The sequence below is a fragment of the Leptospira haakeii genome (assembly GCF_002812045.1).
Classification (GTDB): domain Bacteria; phylum Spirochaetota; class Leptospiria; order Leptospirales; family Leptospiraceae; genus Leptospira_B; species Leptospira_B haakeii.
The window spans coordinates 934822-959980 of sequence record NZ_NPEG01000001.1; the positions used below are offsets into that span (position 1 = coordinate 934822).

Annotated in this window: 25 protein-coding genes and 1 rRNA gene; 18 read left to right on the forward strand and 8 right to left on the reverse strand. The window is 40.1% G+C overall.

All coding sequences use genetic code 11. The features are described from left to right. The first annotated feature begins 16 nt into the window (after positions 1-16). The 3 genes from CH377_RS04485 to CH377_RS04495 all read left to right on the forward strand — a co-directional run bounded on the left by CH377_RS04485 (position 17) and on the right by CH377_RS04495 (position 2432). Entirely contained in the window at positions 17-811 is a 795-nt protein-coding gene (locus CH377_RS04485) for an LIC13212 family protein (protein ID WP_100722584.1), read from the forward strand. Positions 812-1166: 355 nt separating this feature from the next. After that, positions 1167-1724, forward strand: coding sequence for a hypothetical protein (locus CH377_RS04490; RefSeq protein WP_100722820.1), 558 nt, complete (start codon positions 1167-1169; stop codon positions 1722-1724). Positions 1725-1859: 135 nt separating this feature from the next. After that, positions 1860-2432: a hypothetical protein gene (locus tag CH377_RS04495; RefSeq protein ID WP_100722585.1), complete on the forward strand. Its 573-nt coding sequence runs from the start codon at positions 1860-1862 to the stop codon at positions 2430-2432. A 1-nt stretch (position 2433) separates the two neighbouring features. Here the strand turns inward: CH377_RS04495 and CH377_RS04500 are convergent, their stop codons facing one another. Then, positions 2434-2664 (reverse strand): hypothetical protein, encoded by a 231-nt coding sequence (locus CH377_RS04500; RefSeq protein WP_100722586.1) that lies wholly within the window; start codon positions 2662-2664, stop codon positions 2434-2436. A gap of 57 nt (positions 2665-2721) precedes the next feature. Then, complete coding sequence (locus CH377_RS04505) at positions 2722-4074, reverse strand: MFS transporter (RefSeq protein ID WP_100722587.1); 1353 nt, start codon at positions 4072-4074, stop codon at positions 2722-2724. 211 nt (positions 4075-4285) lie between these two features. Between CH377_RS04505 and CH377_RS04510 the strand changes: the two genes are divergently transcribed. The 5 genes from CH377_RS04510 to CH377_RS04530 all read left to right on the forward strand — a co-directional run bounded on the left by CH377_RS04510 (position 4286) and on the right by CH377_RS04530 (position 7154). After that, complete coding sequence (locus CH377_RS04510) at positions 4286-4513, forward strand: (2Fe-2S)-binding protein (RefSeq protein WP_008589782.1); 228 nt, start codon at positions 4286-4288, stop codon at positions 4511-4513. Continuing rightward, a complete protein-coding gene (locus CH377_RS04515) occupies positions 4510-5178 on the forward strand; it encodes a RibD family protein (protein ID WP_100722588.1) in 669 nt (222 codons plus the stop codon). Before CH377_RS04510 ends, CH377_RS04515 begins: the two co-directional genes overlap by 4 nt. Then, positions 5175-5819 carry a biosynthetic peptidoglycan transglycosylase gene (locus CH377_RS04520; RefSeq protein WP_100722589.1) on the forward strand — a complete coding sequence of 215 codons (645 nt, stop codon included), beginning with the start codon at positions 5175-5177 and terminating at the stop codon, positions 5817-5819. The genes CH377_RS04515 and CH377_RS04520 overlap by 4 nt, the downstream gene beginning before the upstream one ends. Positions 5820-5947: 128 nt before the next feature. Next, positions 5948-6064 (forward strand): 5S ribosomal RNA (rrf, locus tag CH377_RS04525). A 541-nt stretch (positions 6065-6605) separates the two neighbouring features. After that, on the forward strand, positions 6606-7154 hold the full coding sequence (locus CH377_RS04530; RefSeq protein ID WP_100722590.1) for a hypothetical protein: 549 nt from the start codon (positions 6606-6608) through the stop codon (positions 7152-7154). A gap of 82 nt (positions 7155-7236) precedes the next feature. On the opposite strand, the gene gcvP is transcribed toward CH377_RS04530, so the two are convergent. The 4 genes from gcvP to CH377_RS04550 form a co-directional block, all read right to left on the reverse strand. Beyond that, positions 7237-10125 carry an aminomethyl-transferring glycine dehydrogenase gene (gene gcvP / locus CH377_RS04535; protein WP_100722591.1) on the reverse strand — a complete coding sequence of 963 codons (2889 nt, stop codon included), beginning with the start codon at positions 10123-10125 and terminating at the stop codon, positions 7237-7239. A gap of 9 nt (positions 10126-10134) precedes the next feature. Next, positions 10135-10527 carry a glycine cleavage system protein GcvH gene (gene gcvH / locus CH377_RS04540; RefSeq protein ID WP_100722592.1) on the reverse strand — a complete coding sequence of 131 codons (393 nt, stop codon included), beginning with the start codon at positions 10525-10527 and terminating at the stop codon, positions 10135-10137. A gap of 15 nt (positions 10528-10542) precedes the next feature. Continuing rightward, a complete protein-coding gene (gcvT, locus tag CH377_RS04545; RefSeq protein WP_100722593.1) occupies positions 10543-11655 on the reverse strand; it encodes a glycine cleavage system aminomethyltransferase GcvT in 1113 nt (370 codons plus the stop codon). A 171-nt stretch (positions 11656-11826) separates the two neighbouring features. After that, the gene (locus CH377_RS04550) at positions 11827-12294 is read right to left on the reverse strand and encodes a YiiD C-terminal domain-containing protein (protein ID WP_100722594.1); all 468 of its coding nucleotides are present in this window, start codon (positions 12292-12294) and stop codon (positions 11827-11829) included. A gap of 196 nt (positions 12295-12490) precedes the next feature. On the opposite strand from CH377_RS04550, the gene CH377_RS04555 reads away from it, so the two are divergent. The 7 genes from CH377_RS04555 (at position 12491) to CH377_RS04585 (ending at position 20230) form a co-directional block, all read left to right on the forward strand. Then, on the forward strand, positions 12491-14515 hold the full coding sequence (locus CH377_RS04555) for a neutral/alkaline non-lysosomal ceramidase N-terminal domain-containing protein (protein WP_100722595.1): 2025 nt from the start codon (positions 12491-12493) through the stop codon (positions 14513-14515). A 244-nt stretch (positions 14516-14759) separates the two neighbouring features. Next, positions 14760-15272, forward strand: coding sequence for a GlcG/HbpS family heme-binding protein (locus tag CH377_RS04560; RefSeq protein ID WP_100722596.1), 513 nt, complete (start codon positions 14760-14762; stop codon positions 15270-15272). Between the two features lie 55 nt (positions 15273-15327). After that, a complete protein-coding gene (locus CH377_RS04565; RefSeq protein WP_100722597.1) occupies positions 15328-16551 on the forward strand; it encodes a hypothetical protein in 1224 nt (407 codons plus the stop codon). A gap of 81 nt (positions 16552-16632) precedes the next feature. Beyond that, entirely contained in the window at positions 16633-17418 is a 786-nt protein-coding gene (locus tag CH377_RS04570) for a dienelactone hydrolase family protein (RefSeq protein ID WP_100722598.1), read from the forward strand. Between the two features lie 85 nt (positions 17419-17503). Further along, the gene (locus tag CH377_RS04575; RefSeq protein ID WP_100722599.1) at positions 17504-18532 is read left to right on the forward strand and encodes a zinc-binding dehydrogenase; all 1029 of its coding nucleotides are present in this window, start codon (positions 17504-17506) and stop codon (positions 18530-18532) included. Continuing rightward, entirely contained in the window at positions 18529-19467 is a 939-nt protein-coding gene (locus CH377_RS04580) for a polyprenyl synthetase family protein (protein ID WP_100722600.1), read from the forward strand. The genes CH377_RS04575 and CH377_RS04580 overlap by 4 nt, the downstream gene beginning before the upstream one ends. Then, positions 19448-20230 carry a TlyA family RNA methyltransferase gene (locus CH377_RS04585; protein WP_100722601.1) on the forward strand — a complete coding sequence of 261 codons (783 nt, stop codon included), beginning with the start codon at positions 19448-19450 and terminating at the stop codon, positions 20228-20230. The genes CH377_RS04580 and CH377_RS04585 overlap by 20 nt, the downstream gene beginning before the upstream one ends. Before the next feature lie 14 nt (positions 20231-20244). Here CH377_RS04585 and CH377_RS04590 read toward each other — a convergent pair whose 3' ends face one another. After that, positions 20245-21822, reverse strand: coding sequence for a flavin-containing monooxygenase (locus tag CH377_RS04590; protein WP_100722602.1), 1578 nt, complete (start codon positions 21820-21822; stop codon positions 20245-20247). A 294-nt stretch (positions 21823-22116) separates the two neighbouring features. Here CH377_RS04590 and CH377_RS04595 point away from each other — a divergent pair, with 294 nt between their 5' ends. Next, entirely contained in the window at positions 22117-22518 is a 402-nt protein-coding gene (locus CH377_RS04595) for an LA_3696 family protein (RefSeq protein ID WP_100722603.1), read from the forward strand. Between the two features lie 80 nt (positions 22519-22598). On the opposite strand, the gene fcpA is transcribed toward CH377_RS04595, so the two are convergent. Next, positions 22599-23510 (reverse strand): flagellar coiling protein FcpA, encoded by a 912-nt coding sequence (gene fcpA, locus CH377_RS04600; RefSeq protein WP_008589523.1) that lies wholly within the window; start codon positions 23508-23510, stop codon positions 22599-22601. A gap of 351 nt (positions 23511-23861) precedes the next feature. Here fcpA and zapE point away from each other — a divergent pair, with 351 nt between their 5' ends. Next, a complete protein-coding gene (zapE, locus tag CH377_RS04605) occupies positions 23862-24707 on the forward strand; it encodes an AFG1/ZapE family ATPase (RefSeq protein ID WP_100722604.1) in 846 nt (281 codons plus the stop codon). Next, positions 24707-25159, forward strand: coding sequence for a 2-amino-4-hydroxy-6-hydroxymethyldihydropteridine diphosphokinase (gene folK, locus CH377_RS04610; protein ID WP_100722605.1), 453 nt, complete (start codon positions 24707-24709; stop codon positions 25157-25159). The genes zapE and folK overlap by 1 nt, the downstream gene beginning before the upstream one ends.

A 25159-nucleotide genomic window follows, 5' to 3' on the forward strand; every position in this document is an offset into this window, starting at 1 on the left:
AGAAGGAAGGCATCTAATGAAAACCCTTATCTTTCTCATAATTTCTCTTTTGGCCGTATTCATACAAATAGATGCGGCACCTAAAATCCTTACCATGGAAGAAAGGGAAATAGAACGTCAGATCGAAGCCATTCGCAAGGCTGGGTTTTCCGATATCGAGATAGATAATTTGCACGCTTCTATCTCTCAAAATATCCATCAGATTAATAAGATTCTTCAGATGGATACTACCAAAAAAGCATTAAGATATATCGGTGACGAGCCTCAAGAATTACCGCAGTTCTTAAAAACTGATAGGGATAATAAACCTTATCTGGAATTGGATATGGGTTCCGGAGAATCTTTCTGGGACTTCCCTAAAACTTATCTTTATAATGCGCGCATTTTTATCTATCCGGGCAGCAATCCTGAAAAACTAGAAAAGATCATTATGCAGTTCAAACGTACAAACTCTAACGGAGAAATTTTCGTAAGAGAGATGCGCAGGGTGATCAATATAGATCCTAAAGGGCCTCAGATCGGAAGTGAAGGAAAAAGAACCCCGAACAATAATAAAGAGATCAAATTAGAATATTATTCTAGCTATGATACAGAACTGATCTGGCCGGATACTCCGGTTCAATCCATAGCACCTAGTGTGGAGACCAAACTACATGAAGAAAGCAATCCACTACCTTATAATAAACAAAAACAGATTATTGTAACATATAAAAAATATCTGCGTAAGGTGGACAAGAATGTTCGCCATAAGCTGAGAGATCTGGAGCTCAATCAAAAGAGACTGGTTTCTAAAATGTTGGAATTCCAATAAGAGAATTTTATAACATTAGAATAAGGGAAAAGGCGGACCAATCGGTTCGCCTTTTTTGTAATTGAGATATATCACAGTATACTGCGGTTTCTGTTAGAACCAGAAAAAGGAAAATCTGTGGCAAAACAAGCAGGATCATTTGTCGCCTAAACTTTCTATCCGTTTATCCTCTGGCGCATGACGTTAGTTCTTACTCGTTGGATAACGATTGTTATCCACCTAGGTAAAAGAATGTATCCCGCAAACAGGGAGAAGGTCGGTAATTTAAAAATATCCAATAGATATGTAATTGGCTCAAAAAAATGTTTTCGGTTTCTCGCTTGCCTTTTCTTGGCGAAAAGGATTCTATTTACCGATGGCTATCCATTCCGTGTTCGGTAAATTACAATTCAAACCTGGCGAAGGGGAGATTTGTGTTTTATCTTCTCCTTATGAATTCGAACCCGCACTTTCCAGTTTAGGGGCTCCGGTCGATCGAGCGCTAAGGTCCGGAAAAAGATACAGACTCATACTTGCATTCGTCCAAACAGAAGTCGAGATCCGCAATATAGCTTCTATGGTGCCAACCACCTTGATTGAAGATGGACTTTTATGGTTAGCCTATCCCAAGAAGACATCCCGCAAATATAACGTATCCATTCATAGAGATGCAGGTTGGGATCCGCTCGGAAAGATCAGTTTCGAAGGCGTAAGATTGATCTCCATTGACGATGATTGGTCTGCACTTAGATTCAGGCATACTTCTCTTATTAAAAATATGGAAAGGGACCCAAGCCTTACAGTAAGTGAAGAAGGTAAGAAAAAGACAGTAGCTAAGAAAAAACCCGCTAAAAAGAAAACTGTTCCTAAAAAAGCTTCTCCCAAGAAAAAAGTTACATCCAAGTCTCCTAAGAAAAAGGCCAAAAAGAAATAAGAAGGATTTGATTTTCTCGAATCTAGCGATTTTTCTTAAATTCCTTTCCTTCTTTTTGCAAAAAGAAGTCTTTCTTGATGTCTAGCTGGATAGGTTTCCAGAGATATTCCTTTGGGAAAAAAGCGGAGTACTCTCATGTCAGGGAAGTTTTTGGGCCTTCTATCCAAATTTAGTTTTTATTATATAATCGGCATATTGTCAGTATTTGCATGTACTCCCTCGATTGATAAAACACCTTATAAAGAATTAAGAGAACTCGCATTCGAAACGGAATACGATGATATAGGTATTCAAAATCCCAAAGGTAAAACAGTCGTATATGGTATTATCATGGACTGGCCTACGCAAAGAGAGGTGGTCACTTTAACCACATTTCTTTCCGGAGACGCGAGCCTATTTTTAACTTCAGGAGCTTCTTTTATAGGAGGTGGTGGAAGAGAAAGTATCCAAAAAAGTTCCGCACGTTTGATCCACAAATATGCCTATCTTTGGAAACAAGGGAAGAAGGTCCGCTGGACTCCGAATCCGGACTTAGATCAGGTTAGATTCTTTTTTTTAACAACTCAAGGTACATATTATCTGGAAGATACTGTTCGTGAAATAGATTCGGATACTTCTACCCTTACCCCCATCTTTGATGAGGCCCAAGCAGTAATTTCTGAAATAAGAATAGAGGCTGAAAAAGAAAAGGATGACGACGACGAGTAAATTAACTCGAAGAGTCTCTTCGTACAATTAGGTCGCTGATCACCTTTTCTTCCGTGAGATATTTACGGTTTAAATAAGAGATGGCGTAGTTTAGAAATTTAGGAATTTCTTTACCAGCATCCAAAAGATCCAATTTGGTTTGGGTCAATTCGTCCATCGTCGCCAAAGCCAATTTTCTTTGGCTTTGGTGGGACTCGAACTCATCTTCTGTATTGAACTCAGTGCTGGCCACGATCTAAGTATAATCCAGAATAATGGATTTTCAAGGAAAAGTTTGGAAGAAGGAGGACTAATGTCCCCCGTTTCTTTCCCAATCCTTTGCTTTTTCAATCCCTCTTTTTTCATTCACAAACGTATTGATGATCAAGGAGATGAAGAAGAATACGGCAACCACTAAGAATGCATTTCTTAGATCGAAAATTTTCTGTAATATACCGATCGCAAAAACTCCGATAGCTGCCGCCAGTTTTCCGGAAAGACCCCAGAGGCCGAAAAATTCCCCAGATTTGGATTCAGGAGAGAAAACTCCTACAATTGCTCTACTTGCGGACTGAGTCGACCCAACTCCAGAACCTGCAAGAGTTCCAAAGATGACGAACACCCATTGTACTGAGATATCCACTCCTAGTCCATTTACAAAACCGGTGATCTCTCTTACGAAATAAATTCCAATCAAGCAGAAGATCCAGAATACCAAAGTGATATTGAAAGTTTTTTTGGCTCCGATCTTATCTTGAACGAACCCGAAAAATATCGCACCTATCATCGCAAAAAATTGAAGCATTACGAATAGGGTAGCTTCTTGCCCGGATGTGATCTTGATCTCTTGATTTCCGTATAAGAATGCAAATGCGATTACGATAGCAAGTGCTGCCATTGAGAAGAATAGGGAGATCAGATAGATTACTAGGTCTTTAAAATGTCTTATCGATTTGATACTCTCTGATAATTGTTTAAAACCGATAGTGAGGTAACTTTCTCCTGTCGGTATTTTAATGGCAGGTTGGTACTCTTTCAAAAGTAAGAATGTAGGAATTCCAGCAAGCAAGAAGAACAATGCTGTAAGAGGTCCTACAAATCTAAGAGATCCGTAGATTGCCGGGTCGATTGAAGGTGCAACAAGAGTTTGGACCAAGAATACGGAAAGAAGTCCTCCCATATATCCGACTCCCCAAGCGTATCCTGAAATTTTTCCTAATTCTTCCTTAGGACCTAAATGGGGTAGAAAAGAAGAGGCAAAGTTTTCTCCGGAAGCAAAGAAGAAGTTGGAAAGAATAATTAAACCAAAACCTAATTCCCAAGAACCTGGAGTAGCAACTAACCAAAAAGCCGCGGTGCTGATTACACAGCTGAGATAACTCCAGAAAAGGAATGTTTTCTTTTTAGCGGAGAAGTCGGAGATAGCTCCGAATAACGGTCCTGTTAGTACTACTAATAGATAAGAGAAAAATAAAGCTAGTCCAAATAAAAAATTCCCATCCTCGTAAGGATTTGCCGGATTGGAGGAGATTGGAACGATTACTTCGGCGAAAACTCTGCAGTAGATGACTGTTATAATTACAGTGGTATAACTAGAATTGGCGAAATCGAACATGCACCATCCGAAAATTTCCCTTAAGGGAGCGCGTTTGGTCACTTGCATTCTGTAGGTTTCCTTTATGGAATTTTCCGAATGAGGATGAGCTTCAAAGTCCGGCTGTCAACGAGAAATATCCCCTTCTGGAATCCGTTATAAAAACCAATTGGTTCTTGAAGTTCGCATCTTGGCGGAAAAAAATTCTCTTGATCCTGACCTTCTTATGTTTAGCTTGAGTGATGGTTTTGCTTTCGGCGTCCAATAATTAGAAGGCCTAATGAATTCTTCCGACTTTAGTCAAATAGACCTAAACGCCCTGATGCGACCCAGAAAGGTTTGCGTATGCAACCAAGTATCCGAAGAGGATATTACAAATTCTATCCGCAGAGGGAATGATACTTTGGGTAAGTTGATGAGAGACACAAGTTGTTGTACCGGCTGCGGTACATGCAGAGGAAGAGTTCTCAAATTACTTTCCGAAACCCTCGCATCCAAACCGCAATGAACCCTCCGTTTTTAGCCGTGAACATGGCAATGACCTTGGATGGAAAGGTATGCCGCCCCGACGGAAAATGGTATGGCCTCTCTTCTCGAAATGATAAAAGAAGAATGGATCAGATCCGCTCTGAGGCAGACGCCCTCATCCTTGGGAAAAATAGCCTTCTAAACGACGACCCAGTCACTCATCTCAGATATGTTGAATCGGAGAAGGAGCCTCGAGCAATTTTACTCGTTAGAACCGGGACATTACCTTCTGATCGAAAGGTATTCCATTTTTCTAAAGTAAAACCTTTGCTATTCTGCACTTCTAAAAATGAATCCCAGGTAAGATCCGAATTATCAGAGTTTGCAGAGATACTTCCAGTAAAGGGAGAAGATCTGGATCCGGAGATCATACTGAAAGAATTGGAAAAAAGAGGACATTCCAAAATACTTTTAGAAGGCGGACCTAGACTGAATGATTCCTTTTTCAGAAAGGGACTCGTGGATAGACTCTATCTCACTATCGTTCCATTCTTTATCGGACAATCCGGTTTACCTTCGATCACCGGCGGAGAATCCGCATATCTTAACTTCGATAAAACAAATTGGAAACTTGTATCTTCCGAACAGATAGAGCAGGAAGTATTTTTGCTATACGATAAACAGATCAAACATGAAGTCCAATGAACGAAGGAAATCATTTCTTACATAGATGGTTTTTCTTTGGGATCAGAAGTATTCTAGTATTAGTATTCCTTCTTCTTATTTATTACCAAACCTTTCCTGAAAAAAGGATCTTATTCAGAGAGAACAAATTAGTTTATCTACCTGAAAACTTAGAGTCAGTTCCTCTCGAAAACGATTGGGTAAGGATAGAAGAATTGCCCCCAGGAAGTTTAGAATACTTAGTAGAGGTAGAAGACTATAGATTCTACAGGCATAGAGGATACTCACTAGCCGACATACAATCTTCTATCATACAAGCGGTCTTTTTTTTCAGAAGATTAAGAGGCGCGAGTACTTTAGACCAACAACTTGCTAGAACATTATTTTTATCCAGAGACAAAACATTAACTCGCAAGTTAAGAGAGATCCGAATTGCGCAAGCTCTTGACGAAGAATTAGGTAAGAAGGGAGTTTTAGAATATTATCTGAATTTGGTCTATTGGGGTCGTGGATTGAACGGGATCTATAGATCTTCTAAATATTATTTTAATAAACATCCCGGAAAACTTCTTCCAAGGGAATTCAAGGCTTTGGTCCAAATATTAAAAAAACCGGATGCATACTCCAGAGAAGAAGTAAGATCACTTTCTTTGGAATATTAAGGCTCGGATCGTTACCTCTCTCGAGGAAATTTAGAAAATTTGGCTCCTTCTTCTTCCTAAAAAACTTCTTCTTTTTCTTTGAAAAAAAGTAGACTTCCAAGGTCCGCCGGGAATACTGGTTATAGATTCTCGGTGATTATAGAGAGAGGGTCACACCCGTTCCCATCCCGAACACGGAAGTTAAGCCTCTCATCGCTAATGGTACTGCATGGTTCGCTGTGTGGGAGAGTAGGACGTTGCCGGGTTTCTACTGTAATCATACAAGGCCGGATTAACCTCCGGCCTTTTTTATTTCTTCTTACATTTCCCTATAACTTTAACTTCTAATCCTGAATTCTGAACGATCAGTATAAAGTTTGGAACACGGCCGATCTACCTAAAAGATCATTACAAATAGTGAATATGATCTGTTTAGTCGCCGATGGAATATCGACCGTTCGAAAAAAGATATTTCCAAATGAAATTTTTTTCCAAAATTTCCATCTTATTTATTTTGTAAGCTTGACGATTCATTGACTCGATAGTAGAATGCGGACCGCTCTGAAGGTATGGACCCGGGGAGTTAATGTTAGATTAGATGGGCATTTTATATCCTATATACGGGTTCCAGTTGATGTACTATGGCGGTTGATTCCTGACTGTGTTTGGTCGGGAGGAATTCCCCTCCCGACCCACCTTTTTAAAACGATTCTAATATCATTTTTTTGAAATATAGGAATATTTCAGATCGCAAATTCTTTTTTGATATAGAACCTTGTCGAACCATTCGATTTAGGAGTCGATAGAATGTATCGTAAGCCGATATATCTTTTAAAATTCATAACTAGTATTCTCTTTGCAGGTCTGCTTATTTTAAGTGGGACTTCTCTTTCTGCAGAATCCCAATGCCAAGGTTTATCCAAAGGCCAATGTGAGTCCGATTCGGATTGTACTTGGGTTTCAGGTTATAGCAAACAAGACGGAACCAATGTAGACGCTTATTGCAGGGCCAAACCAGGAAAGGCTTCCGATTCTGGAGATTCGGTAAAAAAGTCTAAAGCAAAGAAGTCCAAAGATAAGGACGAAGACGACGATAAAGACGAGCCTAAGAAAAAGAAAAAGGCTAAGAAAGACAAGGATGAGGACGACGATAAGGAATCCAAGGAATCCAAAAAAGATAAAGATGATGATGACTCCGATTCTAAGAAGTCCAAAAAATCCAAGAAGGATAAGGACGATGATGATGATGGAGATTCCAAAAAATCTAAAAAGTCAAAGAAGTCTAAAAAAGACAAGGATGACGATGACGACTCCAAGAAGTCTAAAAAATCCAAAAAGAAAAAGAAAGACGATTAACCCTTAATCTTCATTCTTCTTAAAACAAAAAGACCGAGCGCTTGCCCGGTCTTTTTTATTGTCTTCTGATATTTAGAAAAAATTAAAGATAAGATTCTAAAGGAAGGCAGGAACAAACCAGATTCCTATCTCCATATACATTATCTATTCTTCCTACATAAGGCCAGAACTTATGCTCTTTGGTCCAAGGCGAAGGATAAACTGCCTTTTCTCTGGAATAAGCATGGTCCCAGCTGTCAGAGATCACCATTGCAGAAGTATGAGGTGCATTTTTTAAAGGGTTATCTTTAGGATCCGCTTTTCCTTGCTCTATCTCTTGGATCTCTGAGTGAATGGAGATCATCGCTTCACAGAAACGATCCAATTCTTCTTGGGACTCCGATTCAGTAGGTTCTATCATCAAAGTTCCAGGAACCGGGAAAGACATTGTAGGCGCGTGAAATCCGTAATCCATCAAACGTTTTGCGATATCTTCTACTTCTACACCGCTTGTTTTTTTGAAAGGTCTTACATCCAGAATACATTCGTGTGCAACGAATCCGTTTTTACCTTTATAAAGCACTGGGAAATAGTTCTCTAAACGTTTTGCGATATAGTTTGCGTTTAGGATTGCGGCCTTGGTTGCTTGTTCCAATCCTTCTGTCCCTAAAAGTGCAATGTACACCCAGGAGATCAGAACGATACTTGCACTTCCCCAAGGAGCAGCCGAGACGGCACCATGTTCATTGCCTGTTCCGTTATCGACGAGAGGGTGACCTGGTAAGAACGGTTTCAGATGTTCTGCAACTCCGATTGGTCCAACTCCAGGGCCTCCGCCTCCGTGAGGAATACAGAATGTTTTGTGTAAGTTTAAATGGCAAACGTCAGCGCCTATATTTGCAGGTCTTGTGATCCCTACCTGAGCGTTCATATTCGCTCCGTCCATATAAACCTGTCCTCCATTCTCGTGAATGATGGAACAGATTTCCTTAATAGGCTCTTCGTACACTCCATGTGTAGAAGGATAGGTGATCATTAATGCAGCCAGATCTTTAGAATGTTCTTTTGCTTTTGCTCTTAGATCTTCTAAGTCTACGTTTCCTTCTGCATCACATGCAACTACTACCACTTTGAATCCAACCATCGCAGCGGAAGCTGGGTTGGTTCCATGAGCAGAAATTGGGATCAAACAAATATCTCTATCCTTATCTCCTCTACTAATATGATAGTTTCGGATTGCGAGAAGTCCTGCATATTCTCCTTGAGAACCCGCGTTTGGTTGTAGAGAAATTCCTGGGAACCCAGTTACCTGAGAAAGCCAAGATTCTAATTGGGAGAATACGGTTCTGTATCCTTCTGTTTGAGAAGCAGGTGCGAATGGGTGAATATTGGAAAACTCAGGCCAGGTTACCGGGAACATCTCTACAGTAGCATTGAGTTTCATTGTACAAGAACCCAAAGGGATCATGGAAGTCGTGAGAGAAAGATCCCTGGATTCTAATTTTCTAATATATCTCAACATCTTCGTTTCTGTGTGATGAGAGTTGAATACAGGATGTGTAAGATATTCGGAAGTTCTCAAAAATTCGTTTTGGATAGAAATTCCTTCCAAGGAAAGATCAATCTTAGAGATCCCGAATACAGAAAGAATATCTTCTAAATCGGAAACTTCTACAGTTTCGTCCAAGGCGATTGAAATTCTGCCATTTCCTAAACTTCTAAAATTGATCTCTTTTTTAGAAGCAGCATCTATATAAGTTTGAGCCTTGGATCCTAAATCTAAGACGATCGTATCGAAGAAGGTTTTGTTTTGGATGGCAAAGCCCGCCTTCTCCAAATTTTTTGCCAATGTTTCGGTAAGTCTATGAACTCTAAAAGCGATGTCTTTTAAACCTTTAGGTCCATGATACACGGCATACATAGATGATAGAACTGCTAATAGAACTTGAGCAGTACAGATATTAGAAGTAGCCTTATCTCTTCTGATATGTTGCTCTCTCGTTTGTAGAGAAAGTCTGAGTCCTGGGTTTCCTTGGCTGTCTTTGGAAACTCCTACAAGTCTTCCGGGCATATTTCTTTTGAATTCGTCTTTAGTTGCGAAATAACCTGCGTGAGGTCCTCCGAATCCGTAAGGTAATCCGAATCTTTGGGTACTTCCTACCGCTACATCTGCTCCGAATTCTCCAGGAGCTTTTAAAACTGTGAGCGAAAGCAAATCAGCAGCACAGATTGTTAGAGCTCCAATATTATGAGCTAATTGGAAGAAACTTTCATAATTATAAATGGTTCCTTCTGTTCCAGGATATTGAACTAATACTGCGAAATAATCTTCGTTTAGTTCTGCGTTTAAATGATTTCCAATTTTTACTTCGATCCCAAGCGGAAGCGCTCTTGTACGAACCACATCGATTGTTTGAGGATGGCATAACTCGGAGATAAAAAGTAATTTAGAGGTTTCGTTTTTACGAATTCCATATGCTAAGAATACCGCTTCTGCAGCAGCGGTCGCCTCGTCCAAGAGAGAAGCATTTGAAATTTCCAAACCTGTTAAATCCATGATCATGGTTTGGAAATTGAGAAGTGCTTCTAATCTTCCTTGGGAAATCTCTGCTTGGTAAGGAGTATAGGCAGTATACCAACCCGGATTTTCCAAAATGTTTCTTTGGATAACTCCAGGCATTACACTCGCTTGGTAACCTGAACCGATATAAGTGCGGTACAACTTGTTTTTAGAAGCGATCTTTTTCAGATCGTTTAAGATCTTTCTTTCGGTGGAAGCCTTAGGAAGATCCAAGGCTTTTTCCAACCGAATTCCTTCCGGAACTGCTTTTGCTACCAACTCTTCCAATCCGGACAATCCGAGTGTGGATAACATTTCTTTGATCTGATCTTCGTCAGGACCTATATGCCTTCTGGAAAAAGTATCCAAAGGATCGAGTGGATTCTTCATTTCAGTTTGTTTACCGGATCCGTTCCAAGTTGCAGTACTCATTCTATTTTCCTAATCCAGTTTGCTCACGAATTCTCTATAAGATTCGGGATCTAATAATTTCTCCAATTCAGAAGAATTGATCCCTTTGACTCGGATCATCCAAGACCCGAAAGGATCTGAATTCACAGTGGCCGGGTTTTTGGAAAGGTTTCCATTAACTTCGACTACTTCTCCGCTGATAGGAGCGTATAAATCTTCTGCTGCTTTTACGGATTCTATTGTTCCGAATGTATCTGATTGTTTGATGGATTTCCCTACTTTTGGAAGGTCCACAAAAACGATATCTCCGAGTGCCGCCTGAGCATAGTCAGAGATTCCTATCAATGCGGTATCGCCTTCTACTTTTACCCATTCGTGTTTTTCTGTGAACTTATAGCCCGGAGGTGGGTTAGTTACTGCCATTTGAAAATCCTTAGTTTAATTTTTCCGAATGCTTCCCGGAATGAAAGATTGGGTGAATATAATTGCGGACTTAGCCTGTCCTCTGATCTCAATTTGGATCGATTCTCCATGTTGGATCTTTTCTGAATCCACAAGTGCGAGTCCTATTCCTTTTTTTAAGGAAGGTGAAAAGGTACCTGAAGTTGTGATACCGATATTTTTGCCGTTCGAATCTAAAACAGGCATATTCTCTCTTGGGACACCGGCTTCTTGCAGTTCGAATGCAACGATCTTTCTTTTCGGGCCTTCTTTTTTTTCGGAGATGATCTGCTCGTATTTTGGATAAGGAGTTTTCTTTTCTTTTACGATCCAGCCTATTCCGGATTGGTTTGGACTTCTGTTCTCATCCAACTCATGACCATAAAGAGGATATTTTGCTTCGATCCTAAGTGTGTCTCTTGCGCCCAAGCCTACAGGAAGAAGCCCTTCTGTTTTGCCGGATTCCAATAGTTCCTTCCAGATCTTCACACCTGTAGGATTAGAACTATAAATTTCAAATCCGTCTTCTCCCGTATAACCAGTCCTGGAAAGGATGATCTCTTCGCCTGCGAAAGGAAATAACACGAATTTATAATATCCGATATGGCTTAGATCCGATTTAAAATAAGAAGAAAGAATGGAATCAGCCTTTGGACCTTGGATCGCAATCTGATGCCAGGAAGCGCTTTGGTTTTCTAATTTCGCAGAACTTGGTACGTACTTTTTCAGATACTCGTAAACGGAATCTACATTGGACGCGTTTGCGCAGATCATATATTTTTGATCGTTAAACTTGTAGAGAGTGATATCGTCTACCAGTCCGCCATTCTCATTGATGATTGCGTTATACTGCACTTGTCCGTTTACTAAAGAAGAAACGGAATTGCAGGTAACTGATTCCAGAAAGCCGAGGATAATATCTGCCTGACCTTCGACAAAAATTTCTCCCATATGAGAAACGTCGAACAGACCGGCAGCTTGTCTAGTCGCAGTATGTTCAGCGATGATTCCGGAATATTGAACAGGCATGTCCCAACCGCCGAAAGGGATCATCTTAGCGCCTAAAAGTTTATGCTCCTCATACAGAGGTGTGGTTTTCCATTGGGACATAAGCGTTTGGGGCCATCATTTCATCGCAGTTCCTAGGGAAAAACAATTTTAGGCCCCCTTAAAAAAGATTTAAAGGGCTTTCTTTGGAATGATTCTAGGGGACGGTCCCGGACTTGGTAGGAACTCCAACAAATCTCGCACTGACGGAATTTGGGCGGCGGAGTTAATCTATCATTCTTTCAATTTTTTTCTGACATAGATGACTTTATCTACTTCTGCCACGAGCTTTCCGGTTTTTACATCTAAGATCTGAGCAGTGAAGGTAACATCCATCTTCCTTTTGCGATCCGTTTCATCTTTGATCTCTTGGATTTTTTCCTTAGGGATATAAAACTCTGCTCTTACCGTACCTTCTCCTGGTTTTATGAATCGTATAGTTGCCGCCTTGTCCCAAACCAAATATCCGGGTCCTAAATGTTCCATTAGGATCAACATATAAAAAGGATCACACATGGAGTAGAGAGATCCTCCGAATTGTGTCCCCACATAATTTTTATTAAAAGGGGTAAGTTTCATTGTGGTGGAGAATAATGTCCTCTCTTTATTCAAGGCCTTCACCTTGATCCCTGCACCGAAGTAGGGAGGATAGAAATTGAAAAAATGAAATTTAAGTCTTTGTAAAAAACCCGGTTGGGACATAGAAGATTTCCTGATCTTTATTTCTTATTCTGTCCCAAACTAATAAGAGGCTTAAAAATCCGAGCTATTTTTGGAGAATATAATTGGTTTGTAAGACGGATTGATATCATAACTGTTATCCGAAAATTCTTGCTAAGAAGCTTTCCTTCTGATAGCAAGTAGAGGCTAAAAAAACCAGAGAATTCCCGGAGGGGGAATGAAACCGAAACAAATTGTGAAGAAAATTCAACCGTATCTAATCTCGATCCTTTTGATCTTATCGGCGATGTCCTGCGGCACTGTTGCTGAATACAAGATCTCCTATAAAAAACCGGAAATCGTTTCTAAAACCAGAGGACTGGTTGCAGGAATTTCCAAGGTGGACTTAACACCTCCTCCTGGTTTACCTTTAGCAGGTTATTCCAAAATGGCTGAGACCGAAAAAGGTTTTCGTACTCGTCTTTATGCTAGGATTTTCTATATTAGAAAAGATGCAAATGAACCAGTCGTTTTGATCCAAAGTGATCTTTTATCAGGATCCCTTTTGATCCATCATTTGCTTGCAGAACGTTTAGCTTCTAAGACAGATATTTCTTTTGGTGGGATCGTATTTGCAGGAACTCATACTCACTCTGCTCCTGCTAACTTCTACGATAATAATTTTTACAACGAGTTTGCTTCTAATAAACCCGGATTTGATAAGGGTTGGACTGATTTCGTATTGGATCGTTTGACCAATGGGGTAGAAGAAGCATACAAATCCGCTAAACCGGCTAAGATCGCTTCTGGAAAAACTGCTATTTGGGGATTAACCAGAAATAGGTCTTTGGATGCATACAGAGCTAATAAAAACTCGGGATTCGAAGAATTAAAACCTGAGATCCAATACCAAGCGATCAATCCTGATCTAGTGATGATCCGTATTGATGCACAAGACAAAGACGGAAGATACAAACCTCTTGGTGCATTCTCTACATTCTCGGTTCACGGAACTACTGTGCCAGATTCTAACGATGTTGCAAACGCAGACGTATTTGCTTATCCAACTCGAATTTTAGAGAAGAAGATCCGTAAAGATTTTAAACCAAGCTGGGATCCGATCCATGCACTGAACAATTCCACTCATGGAGATAATTCTCCTGATTATCGTGAAGACATGCAAGGGTTTATAGAATCCAGAAGAATTGGAGAAGCTATAGGAGAAGAGGCTGCTAAACTTTTTGATTCCCTTCAAAACTCTTTAAGCACTGAAGTTAATCTTTCTTTTAATACAAGAGAAGTAGATCTATACGAAAACCAAAAGATCGGTGATGCAGAAGTTTGTGATCGTCCTTATGTAGGAACCGCATTAACCGGCGGAGCAGAAGATGGGCTCACTCCAGTTTTAAACTGGCTTCCATTCTTTGCAGAAGGTTGGCCTCGTTGGTTTTTGACAGGCGGATGCCAAGGTCATAAGAGGATTGTAGGTTTCAAATATCTGCAACCTATCGTTCTTCCTAAATCAAAATTTCCTCATAAACTTCTTTTACAATCTGTAAAAATTGCGGACACACTTCTTCTTCCTGTTCCTTTTGAAGTTACTAAAGAATCCGGAAAAAGATTTGTAGATGAGGCATTAAAGTCCAGTTCTCAACCGATCAAGAACGCGTCAGTGATCAGTTGTGCAAACGGATATTTTGGTTATGTAACTACTCCGGAAGAATATACTCGCCAACATTATGAAGGTGGTCATACTCTTTACGGACCAGGCACTCAACCATTCTTGCAGGCACATCTTGCCGACCTTACCAAAAATCTTCCAGCGGCTGGAGGAAAAGAAGCATTCCCTGCATCTTGGAATTACGAATTGGATCGTTCCGATCGTTTTCCTGAAACTGAGAAATCAGAAGGTGTAAGAGAATTAGTAGATTCTCCGGAGCTGATCTTGGCGGAAGAAAATCTGGAAAAACATTGGGTCTTCCGTTATAAGGATGTGGGTCGCTCTGAGATTTCCCTACATGAATCCTTGGTTTCTATTGAATACAAAGAAGGTACTTCTGATTGGAAAGAATTAACTCATGATGGAGAGCCTGTAGATGATAAAGGAGTAGATATAGAAGTGAGAAAAACTTCTAACTCCGGAAAGGGAATGGCAGTTTACCAAGTTCGTTGGTACAACCCGGAACAAATCGCGAAACGCAAATACAGATTTGTGATCCGTCCTCGTGTTGGCCAAGCTAAGTTCGTTTCTCCTGAATTCTAAATCTATAAAAGCGGAAAAGATCTTCTTTTTAATTGACAGATAGATTTTTCCGCTTCACACTTTAAGAAGTTACCGGAGTCTTTCGGTAACTTCTTCTTACAAAAAACGGTTTTGTTTTTTGTCCCACCTTCGCTTCAGTCTTGCATTCACCGGATCGGCCCAAGACTAAAATCCAAAATCTAATCCCAATATCCCTTTTTGAGAGATCAAAGAGTGTATGTTTTTGCGTTTAAGGAGAATTCTTTTGAAAAGAAAACATTCAATATTTGTAAATCTATTCCCCAGGTTTTTGGCATTTTGCTTTTTATTCTTTGGGATCGTTTTGCCTTCTCAGGCTCAACCTTTAAGTTATGGACCTAATATTAATTTAGAGCAGGCAAAAAAGGTAATTGCTGCCGCGGAAGCTGAGGCAAAGAAAAACCAATGGAATATGGCAATCGCAGTCGTTGATACCGGGGGAAATTTGGTATTATTCCAAAGAATGGATAATACTCAAATAGGCTCCATCGATATCGCTAAGGGTAAAGCTTCGACTGCAAATAATTTCAAAAGGCCGAGTCGAGCATTGGAAGAAGCGGTTGAAAAAGGAGGAATTGGTCTTAGGCTTTTGGCGGTTCCAGGAGTTTTTCCATTAGAAGGTGGAGAGTTGATCCTTCTGGATGGAAAAATAATAGGAGCGATCGGGGTTTCAGGAGCCCAATCCACTCAGGACGGGCAAGTTGCAAGAGCAGGAATTTCCGCTTTAAGTTCTAAGTGAGAAGGTTCCGGGACTTTTTCCTTTCCTGGAGAATCGATTCTAAAAGAATACCTCTATGGATTGGAAAATTTCCAAGTTTAAATCTGGCAAACCTCTTAGGTGGGAATTTTTAGTTCCACCAGGTTCTGCCAGAGAAACGGAAATTCTACTTTCCCAAATTGTTTCCGATCCATTCCTTCCTAGAAATCATACTCCTGAATTTAAGGTTTTTCCGGAGAAGTTTGTATTAGAAAAAACGAATTTTCGCCAGGCATTAGAAGTTTTAGTGAGAATTCCTTGGATCAGAGATTTTCGTTTGAATCTAGGCAAGTTTCCTTTGGACGAAAAGTTTAACTTCTCCGGTTTGATAGAATCCTTAAAGCAGAATGAAATTTTACCGGAAGGCTGGGGGATAAACTTTCATCCACAAGTAAGAGGAAGAAAAGAAATTTCCAGAGAGGAATTGTATTCCTTTTGGGAAGAATCATATTCTTCTTCTGGAGAATCTGATTCTAAAAATACTGAATTGAACGCACTTGCTCTTGGAGATAGTATAATTCTTTCTTTGAGTTTGGCGGGTGCTCCTATTTTCCAAAGGGGAAATTTTAAACCTCTATCTAAATCTGCTCCTGTCAGGGAAGATACAGCCGCTTTTCTTTTACATTTATTAAAGAAGAATATGCCGGAACCTGAGGCAGTATTCGTACCATTTGCAGGTTCAGGAACATTTGTTTGGGAATCTGCTTTTTTACTTTTTAAACTTGGATTTCCTCATTTGGATCGGAATTATATGTTCCAGGAAATGAAGGAATTTCCGGCTCCGAGCTGGGAATTTTTAAAACGTAAGATCGGACCGGAAGAGGAAAATAAAAAATTCACATTTTGGTATAACGACTCCGAACCAGAAGTTTTCTCTTATCTAAACGAAAGAAAAGAAGAATATCAGAAATTTATAAAACAACTTCCTTTGAATCCGGAAAACCGGTTTATTAGTAAAGAAGGAGACTTCTTCTCTTTATCTCCTAAGGAAGTTTGGGAATCTGCAGGCAAACCTGGAAAGATTTGGATGCCTCTCAATCCACCGTACGGTTTACGGATCCAAAAAGGTTCCGATTTAGGTTTATACAGACGTATCGCAGAAACTTTAAAAGTTTGGTGGGAGCTTCCTTGCGAAGTTTCCGGATTTATTCTTTGTCCTGATGAAGAAACCTGGTCTGCCTTTTTGAAAGGTATTAGTTCCAAATTACAAACTGTGCATATCACCCATGGCGGTTTGGATTTGCGGGTAGTTTATTTTTGATCCTAAGTTTTTCGCTTTAAATTTCGAACCAGTCTAATATCAAATTTATTTTTTATACGGGAAATACCCGAGGATATAAGAATGAAAAAGATCATTTGGTTCAGTATAACGTTTCTTTTGGCGACGAATGTTTTATCTGCAAAAGTTAAATCCGAATTCGTAGAATACAAACAAGGTGACACTGTCTTAGAAGGTTTTGTTGCTTATCCAGAAGGAGCTAAAAAGGCTCCGGGGATCGTACTTGTCCATGATTGGATGGGTTTGGGAGAAAATACAAAAGCAAGAGCGGAACAACTCGCAGAGTTGGGATATGTTGCTTTTGCAGCAGACATTTATGGTAAAGGTGTACGTCCTAAATCCATGGAAGAGGCTTCAAAATTGGCTGCTTCTTTTAGAGAAGGGGACCGTAAATTATTAAGGGCCAGAGGGCTGGCTGCGTTAGACGCATTAAAATCCCAATCAGGTGTGGACCAGAAAAGCGTCGCGATCCTAGGATATTGTTTTGGTGGGACTGCTGCTTTGGAATTAGCAAGAAGTGGAGCTCCTTTAAAAGGAACCATTAGCTTTCATGGAGGATTATCTACTCCCAAGGCAGACGACGCCAAAAATATTAAAGGTAAAGTTTTAGCTCTTCATGGAGCGGACGATCCTTTCGTAAAACCGGATGAAGTGGCAGCTTTCCAGGAAGAAATGAGAAGTGCAGGAGTGGATTGGCAGCTTGTTTCTTATGGTGGCGCAGTTCATTCATTTACAATTAAGGAAGCAGGAAATGATAACTCTAAAGGGGCCGCTTATAATGAAAAAGCGGATAAACGTTCCTGGTTGGAGTTGAAAAACTTCCTAAAAGAAATTTTCCCTTCTAAGTAACTATCCAAGAAACGGAGGAAATTTTTCCTCCGTTTCGATCTGTTTTTTCCTTTTAGGATAGGAATTAAGGGAACAGAATGCCCTCATGATTCGCTCCGTTTATCGAGTTGATACCAAGGGTTCTTTAGATTCTCTGGAAAGAAGAGAAGAGGAACTTCCTCCTCCTGGTGACAATGAAGTCACAGTAGAGATCCGTGCAATCGGTCTAAATTTTGCCGATATTTTCGCAATCCAAGGATTGTATAGCGCGACACCTAAGGGTTCTTTTATTCCAGGTTTGGAATATTCCGGCAAGGTGGTTGCTGTTGGCAAGAAAGTCAAAAATTTCAAAAAGAACGATAAGGTCATGGGAGTGACCCGATTCGGAGCATATGCGGATTATATAAACATAGACTCTAGATATATTTTTCCACTTCCGTCAAGATGGAGTTTTGAGCAAGGAGCAGGATTTTTAGTCCAAGGACTTACTGCTTATTATGCTCTTCTTCCTTTAGGAGATCTAAGAAAAGGCCAAAATGTTTTGATACACAGTGCTGCCGGTGGAGTAGGGATCTATGCTAATCGTATCGCTAAAAAATTCGGAGCTTGGACCTTAGGTTCTGTAGGAAATCATTCTAAAATTTCTCTTTTAGAAAAAGAAGGTTATGATGCCTGGATCATTCGATCTTCTCGTTTTCCGGAAGAATTAAAAACTGCACTTGGCGGAAGAGAATTACATTTAGTTTTAGAATGTATCGGCGGTAAAATTTTCAAAGCAAGCTATGATGCCCTTTCGCCTATGGGTCGGATGGTTGTTTATGGTTCAGCTTCTTTTATGAGCCAAGGAGATAAGGTCAATTGGCTAACTTTAGCTTGGAGATATTTAACTAGGCCTAAAGTGGATACATTAGAAATTGTTTCTGAGAACAAAGCAGTGATGGGATTTAATCTGATCTGGTTGTATGAGAAGATCGATGAACTGACTGTTCACCTTAAAGCACTTTTAAAATTAAATTTGGAACCACCTCATATCGGTTCCGTATATCCTTTTGTGGATCTTCCGGAAGCAGTCCGGCATTTTCAAACTGGGAATACTACCGGCAAAGTGGTGATTACTGTCGAATCGGGAAAATGACAAATAGAACGGAAACAAACGTAATTTCTCAATTATTAAAACGCTCCAAGGATCGTTTCGAAGATTATTTAGAAAACGAAGTATATCCATTCTTTAAAAAAGAATCTGCTCCTGAACTTGCGGATGCTATGGAATATAGCCTGAGAGCTGGTGGAAAAAGATTAAGGCCTATTCTAACATTTGCATCTTTTGGCAGAATAGACAATAATTCTCTCTCGATTGGTGCTGCATTAGAATTTGTTCATACATATAGTTTGATCCATGATGATCTTCCTAGTATGGACGATGATGATTTCAGAAGAGGTAAACCTTCTCTTCATAAACAATTTTCAGAAGCAACAGCTATACTTGCGGGAGATGCTTTGCAGGCATATGCATTCGATTGGCTGACCCAAATCGAATCTTCCGATAAAAACTTGCATAAGGATTTGGTTCGAGTTTTAGCAAAAGGTGCTGGGGCTGCAGGGATGGTCTCCGGGCAAATGTATGATTTATTGCTTGAGAGAAATCCTTCTTCTTTAACTGGAACAAAAGAAGAATTACTTTCTAAAACTCATAAATTGAAAACCGGAGCATTGATCCAGGCTTCCTTTCTGATGGGAAATCGTTTGAGAGAAGATTACCGAGAAAGAGAAAAAACTATCTCGGAGTATGGTGCCAAGCTTGGTTTATTATTCCAGATCACGGATGATATTCTGGATATCGAAGGAACTAAAGAAGATCTCGGAAAAACTCCAGGCAAAGATGGAAAATCCGGAAAGATTACTTATCCTTCTTTGTATGGAATGGAAACTTGTAAGCAGATGGTTTCCGATCTAGTTTCCGAGTTGGAAGAATTGGGAACGGATCTGGACACTTCTTCCAAAGCAGAAGTGTCAGAATTTCCAGAATTCTTTCAATCATTACCTTCTAACATTGGCAAAAGAAAAAATTAGGCTAGATGACTTACTCTTGAAAAAGGGTTTTGCCGAGGATATTTCCAAGGCAAGAAGTCTTATCTTATCCGGATCAGTTCTCGTGAACGATCGAATGTCCGATAAGGTTGGCACATTATTTGACGAATCCGTAGAGATCCGGATAAGAGAGATCATCCCGAAATATGTAAGTAGGGGAGCATATAAACTCAAGGCTGCATTCGAAAAATGGAATATTTCAGTTAAAGAAAAACTTTGTATAGATTGGGGAGCTTCTACTGGAGGATTCACCCAAGTCCTTTTGGAAGAAGGAGCGGGATTAGTTTTCGCTTTTGATGTCGGCTACGGACAAATGGCTTCTAAGGTAGCGATGAATCCAAAAGTTACCGTCAGAGATAGATTCCATATCAGGGACACTAGTTGGAAATTATTGTCTTCTTTATGGGCCGAGAAAACGAAAGAAGAGTTTCCGGATGAGATCTTCCTCGTCATGGATTTAAGTTTTATTTCTCTTCGTATTGTTCTTCCTGTTCTTTCAGAACTCAAAAGTAAAAATCCAAACATTCGATGGAATATAGTCAGTCTATTCAAACCCCAATTCGAAACGGAATCTAGGAATTTGGACAGAGGAGTTTTGAGAGATCCTTGGATACGTTGGAAAACGATCCGTTCTTTTTTGCAATTTTTGAAAAATGAAATTAAAGGAACAAGGATAGGATTGGAAGATTCCCCGATTACCGGGAGAGATGGTAATCGGGAAATCTTAGTTTACTGGACTCTTTAGTCTAATCGATTTGCTTAACCAAAGGTTGCATCTAAAATCATAGAAACCCTGGAACCGATCCCAGGTTTTTTTGCCTTTCCGTCTGCACGAACAAATTCGTAATCCTTTGGACGAAGGAAGAATGTCCTGGCTTTAAATTCAAAAGTGAACCCTGGCCAAAGAGTGGTATTTCTACCTGAACTAGTGTTATACCAGCTTACACATCCTCCGGTCAACCAAACAGATTTACCTAGGCGTCTTTGGATCTCTTTGTTATAACGATCCTGAACATCTTTGCGAACATCTAGAAATTTTATATTTTTATTAAGCAGGTAACGAATTCCCTGAAGAGCATATTGTACTTGGGATTCTATCATTAGGATCATAGAACTGTGGCCTAACCCTGTGTTTGGACCTACGATCATAAACAGATTCGGGAAACCGGAGACTGTGGTTCCCAAATATGCTTCTGCACCGTCTTCCCAAACGTTCGCTAAAAGTTTTCCTTCTCTTCCTTTGATCTCAAAAGGGGAAACTGCTTCTGCGGCTTGGAAACCTGTAGCAAAAATGATCGCATCTACCTTATGTTCTACTCCGTCCTTTGTTTTAACCCCGGAAGAAGTAATCTCTTCGATGCCGTCAGTAACAAGTTCAACATTCTCTCTATTGAGTGCTGGATAATAATCGTTGGAAAGAAGGATACGTTTACATCCGATCGTATAATTTGGTGTCAGTTTCTTTCTGAGTTCTTCGTTATGGATACTTTTGTTGATAAAACTTCTAGCAAACTTCTCAAAAATTTTCATTAGCTTGGGATTGATTGCGAAAGCTAATACTCCGATTTCGTTTAACCAATAGATTGCTTTTCTAAATAACCATCTTAATGGAGGAATGAATTTAAAGATCCCTTTTACAGAACCTGAGATATTACTATCTGGTTTTGGTATGATCCAAGCAGGAGTTCTTTGAAAAAGTTTTAATGTTCCTACGATAGGAGCGATCGTAGGGACGATCTGAATTGCACTTGCCCCTGTTCCGATTACTGCTACCTTCTTCCCTTGCAGGTTATAACTATGATCCCATTTGGCAGAGTGGAATTTAGCTCCTTTAAAAGTATCAATTCCTTTGATATTCGGAAGAACAGGTCTGCTTAAGCCGCCTGTGCCGCTCACCACAGATTTGGTTTTGTAGGATTTCCCACCTACAGTGTTGATTTCCCATAAACCTGTTTTTTCATCGAACGAGGCTCCACTCACCTCTGAGTTTGTACGAATAAAAGAACGGATCCCGAAACGGTCCGTACATTGATTCATATAATTTAGTATTTCTTCTTGAGGTCCGAAAAGTCTGGACCAATCCGATTTAGGTGCAAAAGAGAAGGAATATAAATGGGACTGAACGTCGCAAGCAGCTCCCGGATAAGTATTATCTCTCCAGGTTCCTCCGATCCCATTTCCTTTTTCTAAAATAACAAACGATTCTATTCCCGCTTGTTTCAAACGGATCCCCATACATAACCCAGCGAATCCAGTTCCTATGATGACTACATCATATACCTTTTTCGCTTGGGAGTTCTGGTTGAGGCTCGGTCTTTCTAATGTCTGAGCTACCATTCTTCTTCTCTCCTCTAAACATTTTCCGGATTCCTCCGGTGTTCTATTGGAAATATAGAATACAGGTTTTTGAGGAAAGGATCGTCCGATCTTAGAATTCTATACGGGGAAATACTAATAAATTCCGGAATCAGTAAGGAATTTTCATTCTGTTTGTATTCCAATCTTTCTTTTGGAATCAATATTCTATTACAGATCCATCAATTCTTACAAAAAGTGTGAACCACTTTTCCTCTCTCAGACCTGTTCTTTCAAAGCAACACGCTTGAAAATCATTCATAGGATGAATAGAGTATGACAGATCCAATTCTATTAGTTCCCAAAGCACTTAGGAACACTTTAGGCGAAGAAGGTGCAGAGGCTCTTGTTAGTCTTTTAAATCAAGCCAATTCAGGAGGAAGAAAGTTTATGGAAGAATTCGTTTCGGAAAGATTTGAAAGAAGACTGATGGAAGAGACTGGAAAACTGCGTTTAGAATTGAAGGAAGAAACTGGGAAACTATGGGTCGCCATTGCAGAACTAAGAGCAGAAATGCATGCAGGTTTTGCCGGCATCCAGGAACAATTCAAAGAAGTGTATAAAGAGATCGCAGAGGTTCATCGATCAATCGCTTCTCAAACAAGATGGATGGTTGCGGTTATCATCGCTTCTGTGCTTCCTATTTATTTAGGCTTAGCAAAACTGATCTTTCAATAATCTCTTAAAATTCTTTTAGAAATAAAAAAACCCCGGTTGTCCACCAGGGTTTTTTCCTACATTGAAATGAAAAGAGAGGATTATGGGCGAACCGAAATCACTTCGTCTTTGTTGATCAAAGCAACGATGTGTTTGTATTCCGGGGAATCCTTTCCATATTTCAGCTCGGTAGCGCGGAGAAGGTGGATGTTTTTCTTGTGACGGAATTTGAACATCTGGTCTTCGCTTGCTCCACCGTATTTCTTGATCATGTTTTCTTCGAAAGCGTAGCAGCTTGCAAGATACTTGTGAGCTGGGTATTCTTTCTCATTTTCATTAACCTCGATGTAAAGTTCCAATATAGGAATACACTGAGGTAAGTTTTGTAGATCGTATTCAGTAACAATCCAAGATCTGTATACATCGGAAAGAAGTCTCTTGAACTCGGCACGTTCACGTAAATCCGGGTTCTTGATCTCATCCAAATGGTTGATTGCCTTGGTGAAATAATTCAATGCTTGTTGTTTTGCTTCCAACTTTTGGCGGGAAACGACACGATCCTCGCGAGCTTTACGGTCGACCTTTTGCCAGTACCATTTCTCGTCTAGACGTTTCTTCTCCGCTTCCTCTTTACGGTACTGCTCAACAGCTTCCCTCATCTTGAGGACGGTATTCACTCCGGATTGATAGCTAGTTAGGGCCAGGCGGAACTTGTTGTTCGCGAAAGCCTTAGAAAGCTGATGGAGTTCTTGGAAGTTCTTGTCGTAACCTTTGAAGTCAGGGTTCTTCCAGATCGCTTCCTGCTCCTGGATTTCTTTTTTGCGTTTCTTAGCTTCTTCCGTTAGATTCTTGTCGTCGTCTTCCGGAACGAGCTCACCTTTCAGCAGTTCGTCGATCTTATCAGCTGCCGCCTTGGCATCTGTCGTATCCTGCCCCCCTTGGTTCTGTGCGAACAAGGAGAGGTTGAGTCCGACCACGGCCAGAAGAACGAATATAGTCTTCATCACCTTCATAGTGCTCACACCTGTGCCTTCTCTTTCAAAGATAGGATTTAGAAAAAAGACAGCAAAGTCCTTTTCTTTTGTTTATCTATCGGTCAAGGACCTTTAGATATAAACCTGGATTAGAAAAAATTTCCCACTTTTCCTATACAAGGGACATAAACGAGAAGCTTTTTACTATATCCATTAGCAAAATTTTATCATTTTTCGCTAATTTTGTTCTCCGAATCCGTTCAGAGACTCCTCCAGGATCTCGCTTAAAGCAGAACTTGTCAGCAGATTTTTAGGAATTCCTAGGAAATGATTGGTTCTTAGATTTCTTTCTTTCTATTACTTTCCTTTTTTCCAGTCTGGATCTAGACCATGAATTTAAAGAATTTAACCCCGATCCGAGAAGGTTCTCCCAGTTGTAAATTCTGTGCGGGAGTCGGATTCCTTCTGGAAGAGAATGTAAAGAATTCTAGCTCTGGAGTTCTATTACTTTGTTCCTGCGTGGGAGAGTCTTGCCCCTGTGGCGGTAAGGCTCCCTATATGGTCTATGATGAAAGCCAAAATAGAATGTTACCTTGTGTCTGTCATAACGCTAGAGTGGAACTTGGCCGGGTAGAATATTTGGTGAAGAAGGCGGGGATCCCTGCGAGATACAAGTATAGAACTTTGGATCGAATGGACACCACCGAACTTTCTTTCTTAGCAGCTCATGATTGGGCGAATGATATCGTAGTAAAATGGAAGGAAAGAGAAAGAATACAGCAAGGTTTGTATCTTTGGGGAGGGACCGGGTCAGGAAAAACGTTACTTGCCTGTGCTATCTTAAACGAACTCATCCTTCGTTACGGTTTGGAATGTAAATACGCAAAGATCAATCGTGACTTTCTTTCCACCATTCGAGACAGTTATCAAAAAGAAAGTGAACTTCATGGAATGGAGCAAACTATCAAAAAACAATTTGCGGATGTCGAAGTTTTAGTTCTGGATGATTTCGGAGCGAACAAAGAATCCGATTGGGCTAACTCTCAGTTATATGATCTAATAGATACAAGGTATGAAGAAGAAAAAGTAACAATTCTCACTTCTAATATTTCTCCCGCTGATTGGAAAGACAAAGCTGAGGGTAGGATCTTTTCTAGACTAATGGAGATGGCAAAACAAATCCATTTAGATTGTCCTGATTATCGTCTAAGTCATAGCGCTTTCGGAACTCATTGATGGATAAAAATAATCATATCGCATTTCTATGTTTGGGAACGAATTTAGGAGATCGTGAATTGTATCTCTCTGATGCGATCCAAAAGATTGGTGTTCATCCTGAAATACGGATCCTAAAAAAAGGAACTGCTTTAAATACAGAAGCTCTTGAAGTTACGGACCAACCTGACTTTTTAAATCAGCTTTTGCAGATATCTACTCATCTTTCTCCTAGAGAACTTTTGGATTTTTTACTTGGTATTGAAAATGAAATGGGAAGAGTTCGCACAAGAGACAAAGGCCCTCGCGTGATCGACATAGATATTCTATCCATAGACGATATGAAAATCCATGAGAAGGGTCTACATCTTCCCCATCATAGTCTGTTCACACGTCCTTTTATATTAGAACTTTTAAATGAACTCGGAGAAGGTTCCCTGATCCAAGCTTTTGGGAATCCTTCGGAGGGATGA